Here is a 13,401-nt window from a genome sequence, read left to right as displayed (position 1 = left end):
CCGGCCCTTTGCGGTGCCCCGTGCCGATCAGGCTCCCGGGTTCACACCAGCGTCCAAAGCACCGCGAACGGCAGCAACACGAACGGTGCCGCCCGGGTCCACACCGGTCGGCCGATGTCTGCCTTGCGGGCGAAACCCCGATTGGTGAGGACGACCAGGAGCAGGACGATCGCCCCGGACACCGCCCCGAGCCACATGATCACCGGGCCCTGGTCCAGCGTGTGGTAGTCGCAGCTGCCCGTGAACCCGGGCGCGTAGGACTCCGCGACGCTGCGGCAGTCCATCGGCAGCCACTCGCTGAGCAGCCACCACGCACACCCGAGCGGCGCGAGCGCGGGCAGTCCGAGCAGCAGGTTCACCAGGACCGGGGCCGTCCACCGCAAGGGACCCCGGGGCGCGACCACGTCACCGGCCACGCGGCGCCCCCGTCGACCCGCGCACCATCAGCTCGCCGCGCACCACGTCCACCCCGCCGGGCGGCTCCGCCTCGCGGCCCATCGCGATGCGGCCCGCCCGCGCCGCCGCCTCCGCCAGCGGGAGGCGCACGGTCGTCAGCGCCGGAACCGCGTCCACGCTGAAGGGCAGGTCGTCGAAGCCCGCCACCGACACGTCCTCGGGGATGCGCAGACCGGCCTCGCGCAGCGCCGCGCACGCGCCGAGCGCGATGGTGTCGTTCGCCGCGACCACAGCTGTCAACTCCGGGTCCCGGCGCAGCAGTTGAGCCGTCGCCTCGTACCCGGCCGCGCGGTCGTACGGGCCGTGCGCCACCAGCCCGTCCGACTCCGTGACCCCGGCCTCGGCCAGCGCCTCCCGGTGGCCCTCAAGGCGGTGGCGCGTCGTCGTGCGCTCCTCGGGGCCGGCCACGTACGCGATCCGGCGGTGGCCCAGGGTGAGCAGGTGGTGGGTGAGCTGCCGGGCGCCGCCCCGGTTGTCGAAGGTCAGGGCCGACGCGTCCGTACCCGGCACCGGAGGGCGTCCGCACAGCACGACCCGCGTGCCCGCCTCCGAGAGCCGCCGCAGCTTGTTCGCGACGGCGGCGACGTGCGTCTCGTTCTCGATCGCGCCGCCCGTCAGGACGACCGCCGCGGCCCGCTGGCGCTGGAGCAGCGTCAGGTACGTCAGCTCCCGTTCGGGTGATCCGCCCGTGTTGCAGACCACCGCGAGCCGCTCGCCGCCGGCCCGGCCGCCGGGCCCGACGATCTCCGACTGCACGGCCGACGCCATGATCCCGAAGAACGGGTCCGCGATGTCGTTGACCAGCACCCCGACCAGATCCGACGTGGCCGCCGCGAGCGAACTGGCCGGGCCGTTGAGCACGTAGTCCAGCTCGTCCACGGCCCTGAGAACGCGCTCGCGCGTGGCGGCGGCGACCGGATAGTTGCCGTTCAGCACGCGCGACACGGTGGCGGGGGACACCTGCGCGCGGGCGGCCACGTCCGCCAGGGTCACGGTCATCGAAACCATCCTCCGTCAGCCATCCTCCGGCAACGGCCGGGCCCAGCGCCCGCGTCGGGCCGCCCGGTCTCGTATCCGCTCTTGTCCGAGCGGCTGTGCAGAGGCTAGCTTCTTTCTACGTAGAAAGCGCTTGCTACCCGGTTGGTTCCGAGGTGGGCGCCGCCTGCCACCCGTAGCGAAGGACGAAGGGACTCACGTGACACGCAAGACGGTGCGCATCGCCATGAACGGTGTGACGGGGCGCATGGGCTACCGCCAGCACCTCGTCCGCTCCCTCCTCGCCCTGCGCGAGCAGGGCGGACTCGACCTCGGCGACGGCACGGTGCTGTGGCCCGAGCCGGTCCTCGTCGGCCGCCGCGAACACGCCCTGCGCGCGCTCGCCGAGCGCCACGGCCTCCCGGCGGAGAACGTCTCCACCGACCTCGACGCCGTCCTCGCCGACGACTCGGTCGACATCTACTTCGACGCGCAGGTCACCTCCGCCCGCGAGGAGGCGCTGAAGAAGGCGATCGCCGCGGGCAAGCACCTCTACACCGAGAAGCCGACCGCCACCGATCTCGCGGGCGCCCTCGACCTGGCGCGGCTCGCCAAGGACGCGGGAATCAAGTCCGGCGTCGTCCAGGACAAGATCTTCCTGCCGGGCCTGCTCAAGCTGAAGCGCCTCATCGACGGCGGCTTCTTCGGCCGCATCCTGTCCGTGCGCGGCGAGTTCGGCTACTGGGTCTTCGAGGGCGACTGGCAGGAGGCCCAGCGCCCGTCCTGGAACTACCGCGCCGAGGACGGCGGCGGCATCGCCGTCGACATGTTCCCGCACTGGGAGTACGTGCTCCACGAGCTGTTCGGCCGCGTCACCTCCGTCCAGGCACTGATCACCACGCACATCCCGCAGCGCTGGGACGAGAACGGCAAGCCCTACGACGCCACCGCCGACGACGCCGCGTACGGCGTCTTCGAGCTGGACGGCGGCGCCGTCGCCCAGATCAACTCCTCCTGGGCGGTCCGCGTCAACCGCGACGAACTCGTGGAGTTCCAGGTCGACGGCACGGAGGGCTCCGCCGTCGCGGGCCTGCGCAACTGCCGCGTCCAGCACCGCAGCGCGACCCCCAAGCCCGTCTGGAACCCGGACATCCCGGCCACCTACTCCTTCCGCGACCAGTGGCAGGAAGTACCCGACAACGCCGAGTTCGACAACGGCTTCAAGGCGCAGTGGGAGCTGTTCCTCAAGCACGTCTACGCCGACGCGCCCTACCACTGGGACCTCCTCGCCGGAGCGCGCGGCGTGCAACTCGCCGAGCTGGGCCTGAAGTCCTCCGCCGAGGGCCGCCGCGTCGAGGTTCCGGAGATCACGCTGTGACGATCCACCTGCCCGACGCGACCGGCGCCCTGCGCGCGTACGAACCCCGCGCCACGCCCCTCGCCGTCGACACGGGCGCGCCGCTCGCCTCCCGCGTCGTCTTCTCCGCCGCGCACGTCGTCGCCGACCCGTTCGCCGACACGACGCCCGACTCCCCGGCCGCCGTCGACTGGGACGCCACCCTCGCCTTCCGCCGCCACCTGTGGTCGCACGGGCTCGGCGTCGCCGAGGCGATGGACACCGCGCAACGCGGCATGGGCCTGGACTGGGCGGGCGCCGCCGAACTCATCCGGCGCTCGGCCGCCGACGCGAAGGCGGTCGGCGGCCGCATCGCGTGCGGCGTCGGCACCGATCAACTGACCTCTGCCTCAGCCGACTTGGCAACCGTACGGGCCGCGTACGAGGAGCAGCTCGCGCTCGTCGAGAGCACGGACGCGCAGGCCATCCTCATGGCGTCCCGCGCGCTGGCCGCCGTGGCCAAGGGCCCCGAGGACTACCTCGACGTCTACGGACACCTCCTGCGCCAAGCCGCCGAACCCGTCGTCCTGCACTGGCTCGGCCCGATGTTCGACCCGGCGCTCGACGGCTACTGGGGCTCCGCCGACCTGGACGCCGCGACCGAGACGTTCCTGGAGGTCATCGCCGCCCACCCGGACAAGGTCGACGGCATCAAGGTGTCCCTGCTCGATGCCCGCCGCGAGGTCGAGCTGCGCCGCCGCCTCCCGAAGGGCGTGCGCTGCTACACCGGTGACGACTTCAACTACCCCGAGCTGATCGCGGGCGACGACCGGGGCTTCAGCCACGCGCTGCTCGGCATCTTCGACCCGCTGGGCCCGCTCGCCGCGCAGGCCGTCCGTGTCCTCGACACCGGCGACGAGAAGGGCTTCCGCGCGCTCCTCGACCCGACCGTGGAACTCTCCCGCCATCTCTTCCAGGCCCCGACCCGCTTCTACAAGACCGGCGTCGTCCTCCTCGCCTGGCTCGCGGGACACCAGGACCACTTCGCGATGGTCGGCGGCCTCCAGTCGGCCCGCTCGCTCCCGCACTTCGCGCGCGCCTACGAACTCGCGGACGGCCTGGGCCTCTTCCCGGACCCGCAGCTGGCCGAGGCCCGTATGAAGAACCTGCTCGCCCTGTACGGAGTGACCTCATGAGCGCCGCCGACAGCACGGCCGACCCCCGCTTCTCGATCAACCAGATGACGGTCAAGCAGCTCGCCCTGCCCGAACTGGTCGCCGCCTGCGCGGACTTGGGCGTCCAGTACGTCGGCACCTGGCGCGAGCCCGTCCAGGCGTACGGCGTCGAGGCGGCGGCCAAGCTCCTCAAGGACGCCGGTCTCACCGTCTCCACGCACTGCCGCGGCGGCTTCCTCACCGCGGTCGAGGAGGCCGACCGCAAGGCCGCGATCGAGGACAACAAACGGGCTGTCGCCGAGGCGGCGACCCTCGGCACGGACGTCCTCGTCCTCGTCTCCGGCGGCCTCCCGGCCGGTTCCCGCGATCTCGCCGGCGCCCGGGAACGGATCGCCGACGCGCTCGCCGACCTCGCCCCCTGCGCCGCCGACCACGGGGTGCGGCTCGCCATCGAACCGCTGCACCCGATGTTCGCGGCCGACCGCTGCGTCGTCTCGACGCTCGCGCAGGCCCTGGACATCGCCGAACGCTTCCCCGCACACCAGGTCGGCGTCTGCGTGGACACGTACCACATCTGGTGGGACGACCGGGGGCCCGCGCAGATCGCGCGGGCCGGGGCGCAGGGCCGGATCGCGACGTTCCAGCTCGCCGACTGGGTGACGCCGCTGCCCGAGGGCGTGCTCAACGGGCGCGGCCAGATCGGCGACGGGTCGGTCGACATGCGGTACTGGCGCGGCCTCGTCGAGCAGCAGGGCTACGCCGGACCCATCGAGGTCGAGCTGTTCAACGACGGGCTGTGGGCGCGGGACGGGCGCGAGGTTCTCGCGGAGACGGCGCGCCGGTTCACGGAACACGCCTGCTGAGCTGCGTTTTCGGGGCGCCGGGAAAATCCCGGGAAGAAAACGCTCCGCATCCGTACAACCATCCGCGCCCATCGCGGGTCTAGCGTGCGTCGGGATGTCCGGAGGGGGATCCGGGGGGATCGAGGACGTTCCGGCGCAGGAGGGGAAGGCCCGAGGGGCCCGGTCGTTCGTACCGGGCCCCTCGGGCATTTGACCTCGCGCGTTTCCCGGCGGGGGTCAGAAGAAGACGCCGCAGCGCAGCAGCACGTTCGCGTACGGCCGCGCCTCCCCGGTCCGGACGATCAGGCGCGCGCCGCCCGAGAGCGACTTCAGCTCCTCGTGCGAGACGAAGCCGAGGTCCGGCACCCGCTCGCTGAGCAGCCCGGCCGCCGCCGGGTTCGCGGACCGCACCTCGTGCGCCGCCGTGCCCGCCTCGACCACAAGATCGTCGAGGAGCCCGTCGAGGACCTCCGCGAAGGACGGCACCCCGGCCCGGAAGGCGAGGTCGACGACGCGCGGCCCGGCCGGGATCGGCATCCCGGCGTCGCATATGAGCACGCCGTCCCCGTGGCCCAACTCCGCTATGGCGCCCGCCAGATGGCGGTTGAGGATGCCGGACTTCTTCACAGCGCGGCGACCTCTTCGGCCGTCGGGTATGACACCTGCGCGCCCTGCTTGGTGACGGCGGCGGCGCCGACGCGGGCCGCGTAGGCGGCGGCCTCGGCCAGCGACTCCCCGGTGCCGAGGCGCCAGGCGAGCGCGGCGGTGAACGCGTCACCGGCGCCCGTCGTGTCCACGGCCTTCACCTTCACGGAGGCGACCCGGGTCGAGCCCGACGCGTCCGCGACGAGCGCGCCCTCCGCGCCGAGCGTGATCACGACCGAGCGCGGGCCGAGCGCGAGCAGCGCCCGCGCCCAGTCCTCGGGCCCGCCCTCGGTGTCGTCGCCCTCGGTGTCCTTGCCCTCGGTCTCCGTGTCCTCGGTGTCCTTGCCGAGGACGACGCGGGCCTCGTGCTCGTTGACGATGAGCGGGTCGCAGGCCGCGAGGACCTCGGCCGGGAGCGGCGCGGGCGGCGACGGGTTGAGCACGAGCCGCGCCCCCTCCGCCACACTCCGCGCGACCTCCGCGACCGTCTCCAGCGGGATCTCCAGGAGCGTCGAGACGACCTTGGCCCCGGCGAACAGCTCGCCCGCCGCCCGTACGTCGTCCGGCGTGAGCCGCCCGTTCGCGCCCGGCGACACCACGATGCTGTTGTCCCCGGACGGGTCGACGGTGATCAGCGCGACCCCGGTCGGGGCCCCGCCGACGAGCACACCGGACGTGTCGACGCCCGCCGACTCCATCGACTCGCGCAGCAGCGTGCCGTGCCCGTCGTCGCCGACCCGCCCGAGCAGCGCCGTACGGGCGCCGAGCTTGGCGGCGGCGACCGCCTGGTTGGCGCCCTTGCCGCCCGGGTGGGTGACCAGGTCGGAGCCGAGGACGGTCTCCCCGGCGGCCGGGCGGCGGTCGACGCCCACCACCAGGTCGGCGTTGGCCGACCCGACGACGAGCAGGTCGTACGTGTTCATGCTGTGCCTTTCTTCGTACGTCACCCGAAGATATGCCGAAGGGGGTGTGTTACTCGAAGTCGGCGACGTTCTTCGCCGTGACGACCTTCACCGGCACCTTCACCGCGTCCGAGATCTTCTTGTCCTGGGCGGCGCGGACCGCGTTCTGCACGGCCATCCTGCCCAGCTCGCGCGGCTGCTGGGCGACGGAGGCGTACAGGGTGCCCGCCTTCACCGCCTTGAAGCCGTCCGGGGTGCCGTCGAAGCCGACGACGGCGACGGACTTGCCGGCCTTGGAGCCGAGCGCCTTGACCGCGCCGAGCGCCATCTCGTCGTTCTCGGCGAAGACCCCGTCGATGTCGGGGTGCGACTGGAGCAGGTTCGTCATGACGTCCAGGCCCTTGGTGCGGTCGAAGTCCGCGGGCTGCTTGGCGGCGACCTTGATGCCCGGGAACTCCTTGAGCCCGGCGGCGAAGCCCGCGCCGCGCTCACGGCTGGCGGACGTACCGGCCTGGCCCTGGAGGATCACGATGGTGCCCTTGCCGCCGAGCTTCTCGGCGAGGGTCCGCGCGGCCTGCTTGCCGCCCGCGACGTTGTCGGAGGCGACGAGCGTCGCCGTCTTCGCCTTGTTCACGCCACGGTCGGCGGCGACGACGGGGATGCCGGCGTCGTTGGCGCCGCGCACGGCGGGGCCGATCGCGTCGGAGTCGACCGGGTTGACGATGACGGCGCCAAGGCCGGTGCTGGTGAAGTTCTGCACCTGGTTGGCCTGCTGCGAGGCGTCGTTCTGCGCGTCGGTGACGGTCAGCTTCACGCCCTGCTTCTTGGCCTCGGCCTGCGCACCCGCCCGCATCTCGGTGAAGAACGGGTTGTTGAGCGTGGAGACGGCCATGCCCAGCTTCAGGTCCTTCTTGGAGTCGGACGACGAGCCGTTGTTCCACAGCGCCAGCCCGCCGACGATGGCGGCGGCGACGACGGCCGCGATCAGGTACTGCATGCGCTGCTTGGGCCCTTGAGAACCGGCACCGGCGGCCGTGGGCGTGGCCCCGGCCTTGCGGCGCACCGTGTCGAGCAGCACCGCGAGCGCGATGACGACACCGATGACGACCTGCTGCCAGAACGCGGAGACGGAGAGCAGGTTGAGGCCGTTGCGGAGCACGGCGAGGATCAGCGCGCCGATGAAGGTGCCCGACGCCTTGCCCGTGCCACCGGCGAGGGAGGCGCCGCCGATGACGACGGCGGCGATGGCGTCCAGCTCGTACCCCTGCGCGGCCTGCGGCTGGGCGGAGGAGAGACGGGAGGCGAGGACGATACCGGCGACGGCCGCGAAGAGCCCGGACAGCCCGTAGATGACGAGCTTCTGCCGCTTGACGCGCAGCCCGGAGAGACGGGCCGCTTCCTCGTTGCCGCCGATCGCGTACATGGAGCGCCCGATGAACGTACGCCCGAGGACCACGGCAGTGATCAGCCCGACGACGACCATCACGATGACCGGCACCGGCAGCCAGCCGCCGAGCGTGTCACCGAGGTGCGAGACCGAGTCGGGGAACGGGATCGGGCTGCCCTGCGAGATCACGAGCGAGAGCCCGCGCCCGACCGACAGCATCGCGAGCGTCGCGATGAACGGCGGCAGCTTCCCGTACGAGATGAGGGCGCCGTTGACGAGTCCGCAGGCCACGCCGGTCACGACGGCGAGGAGCACGGCTATGACGACCGGCACCCCCTCGTTCGTGGCGGCCCAGGCGAGGACGGTCGCGGACAGCGCGGCCACCGAGCCGACGGACAGGTCGATGCCCGCCGAGACGATGACGAAGGTGACACCGAAGGCGAGGATGGCGGTCACGGCCGCCTGCACGCCGACGTTCAGCAGGTTGGTGGTGGTCAGGAAGTCGCCGGAGAGCAGCGACATCACGATGACGAGGACGACGAGCGCGGTCAGCGCGCCGTTGTCGAGGAGCAGCCGCAGCAGACCCCCGTTGTTCTTGGCCTGTGTCTTCTTGAGCGTGTCAGTGGTCACGGGAGCCCTCCTCCTCGAAGGCGCTGTGCTGCTGGTTGCTGACGGCGAGCGCCATCACGGAGTCCTGGGTGGCGTCCTCGGCGGCGAGCTCACCGGCGATGCGCCCCTGCGCCATGACGAGGACGCGGTCGCTCATGCCGAGGACTTCCGGCAGATCGCTGGAGATCATGAGGACGGCGTGCCCGGCGGCGGTCAGCTCGTTGATGAGCTGGTAGATCTCGACCTTGGCGCCGACGTCGATGCCGCGCGTCGGCTCGTCGAGGATCAGCACCTTGATGTCGGCGAGCAGCCACTTGCCGATGACGACCTTCTGCTGGTTGCCGCCGGACAGGGTCCGCACGTGCTGGCCGAGCCCGGCCATCCGGACACCCAGCTGCCCGGCGATCCGCTCGGCGGCGGTGTGCTGCCCCTTGAGGTCGACGAATCCGCCGCGCGAGGTGGTCCGCATGGTGACGAGCCCGAGGTTCTCCTCGACCGACTGATCGAGGACGAGCCCCTGCCCCTTGCGGTCCTCGGGCACGAGCCCGACCCCGGCGGCCATGGCGGCGTTGACGTCGTGCCGGGGCAGACGGGCCCCGCCGACCTCGACACTGCCCTTGTCGTACGGATCGGCGCCGAAGACGGCCCGGACCACTTCGGTCCGCCCCGCGCCGACGAGCCCGGCGATGCCGACGACCTCACCGGCCCGCACCTCGAAGCTGACGTCGTGGAAGACACCGTCGCGGCTGAGCCCCTCGACCTTGAGGAGCGCGGCACCGGTCTCCGGCCGCTCGCGCGGGTACTGCTGCTCGATGGAGCGCCCCACCATGAGCCGCACGAGCTCGTCCTCGGGGGTGGAGGCGGGCACCTGCCCCACACTCCGCCCGTCGCGAATGACGGTGACCCGGTCACCAAGAGCGGCGATCTCTTCGAGGTGGTGGGTGATGAAGACGATCCCGACGCCGTCCTCGCGCAGGGCGCGCACGATGGCGAAGAGCTTCTCCACCTCCTCGGAGGTGAGCACGGCGGTCGGCTCGTCCATGATCAGTACGCGGGCGTCCAGGCTGAGCGCCTTGGCGATCTCCACCATCTGGAGCCGGGCGATGCCGAGTTCGCGGACACGCGCGCGTGGCGACACATTCACGCCCACGCGAGCGAGGAGCGCCTCGGCGTCGGCGTCCATCTTCTTGCGGTCGATGAGACCGAAGCGGCGCGGCTGGCGCCCCAGGAAGATGTTCTCGGCCACGGTCAGATCGGGAACGAGGTTGAACTCCTGGTAGATCGTGGCGATGCCGAGCCGTTCGGCGTCCTGCGCACCATGAATGCGGACCTGCTCGCCGCCGACGGTGACACGGCCCGCGTCGGGCGTGTAGGCACCGGAGAGCATCTTGATCAGCGTGCTCTTCCCGGCCCCGTTCTCACCGAGCAGGACGTGCACCTCGCCCCGGCGCAGGTCGAAGTCGACGCTGTCGAGCGCGACCACGCCGGGGAAGGTCTTCCGTATCCCTTCGATACGCAGCAACTCGTCCGGGTTGCTCACCGGGTGCTCCTCTCCGTTGAGGTGGGCGTTTGTCCTGTGGGTCCTGTGGGTGGCTCTCCGCACGAGCGCCGCACGACGAGGTGGGCGGGGAGCGCGAGGGAGTCGGCCGCCCGCCCCTCGATGCGGTCCACGAGGGCGCGCACGGCGGCCCGCCCAAGCTCCTTGGTCGGCTGGGCGATCGCCGTGAGGGGCGGATCGGTGTGCACGAACCAGGGGATGTCGTCGAACGCGGCGAGCGCGATGTCATCGGGGACGCGCAGCCCGCGCGCGCGGATGGCGTCGAGCGCGCCGAGCGCCATCAGGTTGTCGGCGGCGAACACGACCTCCGGCGGCTCGGGCAGGTCCAGGAACCCGTCCGTGACGCGGCGCCCGCTGCCCGCCTGGAAGTCGCCCTGCCCTATGTAGGCGTCGGGGAGATCGATCTCGTAGGAGGCGAGGGCCTCCCGGAACGCGGCGACGCGCTCACTGCCCGTCGTGGTGGCGGCGGGCCCGGCGATGATGGCGAGCCGCCGGTGCCCGAGGCGGTGCAGGTGCGCGACGAGGTCGCGGATGGCGCCCCGCCCGTCCGACCGCACGACGGGCACGTCGACCCCCTGGATCCACCGGTCGACGAAGACCATCGGGGTGCCGCTCCTGGCCGCGTCCAGCATCAGCGGGGAGCCGCCGTCGGTGGGGGAGACGAGCAGCCCGTCGATCCGCCGGTCGAGCAGGGTCCGTACGTGATGATCCTGCAGATCGGGCCGCTCGTCGGCGTTGCCGATGATCACGCTGTACCCGAGCGCGCGGGCCTCTTCCTCGACGGACCGGGCCAGCTCGGTGAAGTACGGGTTCAGGACGTCGCTGATGACCAGGCCGAGCGTGCGGGTCTGATCGGTGCGCAGGGAACGGGCGACGGCGTTGGGCCGGTACCCGAGGGCGTCCACGGCGGCCATGACGCGGGTCCGCGCGTCCGGGCTGACGGACGGGTGGCTGTTGAGTACCCGGGACACCGTGGCAACGGAAACCCCGGCCGCAGCCGCGACATCCTTGATGCTCGCCATCGCGCCGGCCACCTCCTTGTGGCTTGCATATACACATGCATGGAATCGATTACATCGACGTACGAGAAGGATTGGAATCGATTACATGGACGGATGGCAAGGGGGGTTCCGGTTGTCGTGACCGGATCGTGATGGGGTCGGGCCAGCCGGGCGGGTGTTGTCGGTAGGGCGTGCGATCGTGGAGGACGTACGACGCGCACTCACCCGCGACATCGGCGACGACCGGCGAACGAACGGAGACCAGGACCGTGAACCACGCGCAGCTCACCGCACTAGGCCGCGCCCTGCGCCTGCTCGGGGAGCACGGCGACGCCCTCACGGGCGACACGTCGGACGCCAAGCTGCACGAGGTGCGCGGCGACGTGAAGCGAGCGCTCGAACTCCTCGACGACACGGTCACCGGCTCGGCGCCGACGACGCGCTGCCCGGAGCACCCGCAGGGCGCGGTGGACGAGTCGGCGCCCGACCTGTGCCTGCTCTGCGAGACCCGCCGCCGCCAGGCCCGCCGCTCGGAGTACGGGGGCGGCCCCGCTCCCCGCCGCGCCGACGAGCAGCCGGTGCTCTCCCGCTACGGCACCCGCGAGGACCGCCCCCAGCCCCAGCAGCGCTGGATCCCCGAGATGTGGAACGGCCAGGTCTGGCAACTGTGCGGCACCCCGCGCCACGACCGCCGCGAGGCGGACCTTTACCTGGCGGCCCAGCGCCGCCGCCCGGACGCGGCGATGGCGTACCGGCTGGTGCACGAGTTCACGGACTACGAGGTCGTACGGGTGTGGGGTACGCCGGTGAAGGTGGACATGAAGCCGATGGGCGGCATCTGAGGCTTCAGCTGTTCCGGCTCTCGGCAAGGGCGTGGGCGACGAGGGCGTTGGCGTGCCCGTGCCCGAGCCCGTGCTCAGCCTTGAGCCAGCTGACCAACTCCATGTGCTTGGTCAGCGACGAGGACCGAATGAGCTCCAGCCAGTGCGATACGGGCTGCCCGTACTTCTTCTCGATGGAGGGGAAGTAACTGGCGGGGCCCTTGGCGGTGGCGGTCATGACGGGGTTCCTGTCGGCCGGGGTGCGGATGGTGTCACCGGGTATGACGTGCGGCCGGGGCGGGACTCATCGGGCCGGCGCTGTGATGCACGCCACGCGCATGCCCTACGCCTTCGTGGGTCCGCGTTCCGGCTTATGGCGGTCGTCGGCTGACGCGGCGGGGGTTCAGGTTCGGCCGAGTCCCCCGCCGCGGTGCTGACCTGGCGGCGAGGCGTATCGCGTTCGCGGGGACGCGTTCACCGGGGAACGCGTTCAGTCGTTTCCGGAACGTGGTGTCGGCAGACGGTCGCCGCGGCTGACAGCCACGCGCAGCACGTCTCGCAGGGCGGCGGCCAACCGGGCCGCGAAGATGTGCGGATGCTTCAGACCTGCGGCCTCGTTGTCGAGAAGCTCGAATGCCTTCTCCAGCAACTCGGACGCCATCTCAAGCTGCTCCGCCTCAACATGGTCCGCCAGGCGGGACATATAGCTCACCGAGTCGTCTGTGCTCAGATAGCACGGCTTGCCCTCGGGGCCTGCCCATGGAAGCAGCCTCAGTACGTTCTGTGCGGCCACCCCTGCACCTGCCTCTTGGTGAAATGTGACGGTGGGTGTCGGCAGACCGCCGGGGGTGCTGTCGCGGATGCTCATGGTCATACCTCCGCAGGTAGAAGCTGGCTGGGCGGGCAACAAGTGGCACGGGCAGACGCATGCCTCGTAGATCACCGGCACGTCGACCGGGGCAGCGATCGGGGAGGACTCCGAGCAGGCTGGGTGGGTGCCAATGCGGCAGGCGGTAGAGCGATAAGGATTGGTCGAGGCGTCCACGCTGTTGACCCGCCGTCGTGCGGGCATCAGTGCGCCCCCATAAGGGCTGAACGCGCATCAGCCGACGACATGCGTGGAGCAATGAAGACCGACCTGTATCGCTGTGCGAGAGATTCCCCCGCCAGGACGTAAGGACGGACGAGTGCGTTCTCCTCACCGGCGAGCGGGTACCGGTGGCTCGCCCAGTCGCAGGAGCGGCTCGTCACGAGAGTCGGTCTGTTGCCAGCGGCGGGGAAGGTCGGCACGGGTTGCGGGCATGGTGGTGAGGCGCGGCGGTGCCTGCCCCTGGGGAAGTAGTGCGCCCTCACGGCCAAGGCGGCGCGGCGGATACGGTTGAGCATGCTGAATCAGCTCCTGTCGCTGATGGCCCGGTCCCTCGACATCGCCCGTCGTCGGACCGGCTTGCTCACGACCGCCCATAAGGTGCGGTCGTTCTCACTGGTGGCCACGAGCCCGAAGCGGTCGGCTTCTGCCACCACGTCCAGCACCTCTCTCCATGAATCAGCGGAGAGCGAGTCCGGTACTTCCGCCTCGATCGACGTGAACCGAGTGCGCTCGTCCACGCGCGTGGGGAGCCCGACAGCGGACAGCCGGGCGGCGATGGCCGTCGCGCTCAACCTCGAAGCGGGCACAGGCAGCCTCCGTCGCC

13 protein-coding genes and 1 pseudogene are annotated in these 13,401 nt (G+C 71.4%); 4 read left to right on the top strand and 10 right to left on the bottom strand.

The features are described 5' to 3' along the window. Positions 1-41 precede the first annotated feature (41 nt). Entirely contained in the window at positions 42-416 is a 375-nt protein-coding gene (locus N5I75_RS12425; RefSeq protein ID WP_476676771.1) for a hypothetical protein, read from the bottom strand. Continuing rightward, positions 406-1,455, bottom strand: a complete 1,050-nt coding sequence (locus N5I75_RS12420) for a LacI family DNA-binding transcriptional regulator (protein WP_476676769.1) — start codon at positions 1,453-1,455, stop codon at positions 406-408. Before N5I75_RS12420 ends, N5I75_RS12425 begins: the two co-directional genes overlap by 11 nt. A gap of 196 nt (positions 1,456-1,651) precedes the next feature. On the opposite strand from N5I75_RS12420, the gene N5I75_RS12415 reads away from it, so the two are divergent. Genes N5I75_RS12415 through N5I75_RS12405 form a run of 3 tightly spaced genes read left to right on the top strand, consistent with a single transcriptional unit; the run spans position 1,652 to position 4,805 of the window. Beyond that, the gene (locus N5I75_RS12415; RefSeq protein WP_476676768.1) at positions 1,652-2,809 is read left to right on the top strand and encodes a Gfo/Idh/MocA family protein; all 1,158 of its coding nucleotides are present in this window, start codon (positions 1,652-1,654) and stop codon (positions 2,807-2,809) included. Then, positions 2,806-3,963 carry a dihydrodipicolinate synthase family protein gene (locus N5I75_RS12410; RefSeq protein ID WP_476676766.1) on the top strand — a complete coding sequence of 386 codons (1,158 nt, stop codon included), beginning with the start codon at positions 2,806-2,808 and terminating at the stop codon, positions 3,961-3,963. The genes N5I75_RS12415 and N5I75_RS12410 overlap by 4 nt, the downstream gene beginning before the upstream one ends. Then, positions 3,960-4,805 (top strand): sugar phosphate isomerase/epimerase family protein, encoded by an 846-nt coding sequence (locus N5I75_RS12405; RefSeq protein WP_476676764.1) that lies wholly within the window; start codon positions 3,960-3,962, stop codon positions 4,803-4,805. Before N5I75_RS12410 ends, N5I75_RS12405 begins: the two co-directional genes overlap by 4 nt. Positions 4,806-5,021: 216 nt before the next feature. Here N5I75_RS12405 and rbsD read toward each other — a convergent pair whose 3' ends face one another. From rbsD to N5I75_RS12380, 5 genes are read right to left on the bottom strand one after another with little or no spacing between them, the layout of a single operon-like run. Beyond that, positions 5,022-5,411, bottom strand: a complete 390-nt coding sequence (gene rbsD / locus N5I75_RS12400) for a D-ribose pyranase (protein ID WP_476676762.1) — start codon at positions 5,409-5,411, stop codon at positions 5,022-5,024. Beyond that, a complete protein-coding gene (locus N5I75_RS12395) occupies positions 5,408-6,352 on the bottom strand; it encodes a ribokinase (RefSeq protein WP_476676760.1) in 945 nt (314 codons plus the stop codon). Before N5I75_RS12395 ends, rbsD begins: the two co-directional genes overlap by 4 nt. A 49-nt stretch (positions 6,353-6,401) precedes the next feature. After that, positions 6,402-8,348 carry an ABC transporter permease/substrate-binding protein gene (locus tag N5I75_RS12390; protein WP_476676759.1) on the bottom strand — a complete coding sequence of 649 codons (1,947 nt, stop codon included), beginning with the start codon at positions 8,346-8,348 and terminating at the stop codon, positions 6,402-6,404. Continuing rightward, on the bottom strand, positions 8,338-9,867 hold the full coding sequence (locus N5I75_RS12385) for a sugar ABC transporter ATP-binding protein (protein ID WP_476676758.1): 1,530 nt from the start codon (positions 9,865-9,867) through the stop codon (positions 8,338-8,340). Before N5I75_RS12385 ends, N5I75_RS12390 begins: the two co-directional genes overlap by 11 nt. Then, complete coding sequence (locus N5I75_RS12380) at positions 9,864-10,907, bottom strand: LacI family DNA-binding transcriptional regulator (RefSeq protein ID WP_476676757.1); 1,044 nt, start codon at positions 10,905-10,907, stop codon at positions 9,864-9,866. Before N5I75_RS12380 ends, N5I75_RS12385 begins: the two co-directional genes overlap by 4 nt. A gap of 248 nt (positions 10,908-11,155) precedes the next feature. On the opposite strand from N5I75_RS12380, the gene N5I75_RS12375 reads away from it, so the two are divergent. Then, the gene (locus N5I75_RS12375) at positions 11,156-11,728 is read left to right on the top strand and encodes a hypothetical protein (protein ID WP_394433926.1); all 573 of its coding nucleotides are present in this window, start codon (positions 11,156-11,158) and stop codon (positions 11,726-11,728) included. A 4-nt stretch (positions 11,729-11,732) separates the two neighbouring features. Here N5I75_RS12375 and N5I75_RS12370 read toward each other — a convergent pair whose 3' ends face one another. From N5I75_RS12370 to N5I75_RS12360, 3 genes and pseudogenes are all read right to left on the bottom strand, one after another. Then, a complete protein-coding gene (locus N5I75_RS12370) occupies positions 11,733-11,945 on the bottom strand; it encodes a DUF4287 domain-containing protein (protein WP_476676756.1) in 213 nt (70 codons plus the stop codon). A 252-nt stretch (positions 11,946-12,197) separates the two neighbouring features. Further along, positions 12,198-12,500, bottom strand: a complete 303-nt coding sequence (locus tag N5I75_RS12365) for a hypothetical protein (RefSeq protein ID WP_476677033.1) — start codon at positions 12,498-12,500, stop codon at positions 12,198-12,200. Positions 12,501-13,109: 609 nt separating this feature from the next. Next, positions 13,110-13,384 (bottom strand): annotated as a pseudogene (locus N5I75_RS12360) (hypothetical protein); the annotation flags it as partial. Positions 13,385-13,401 lie beyond the last annotated feature (17 nt).

The sequence above is a fragment of the Streptomyces sp. R818 genome (assembly GCF_056172735.1).
The sequence above is the reverse complement of the archived record's forward strand: the minus strand, read 5'-3'. Positions and strand labels throughout refer to the sequence as shown.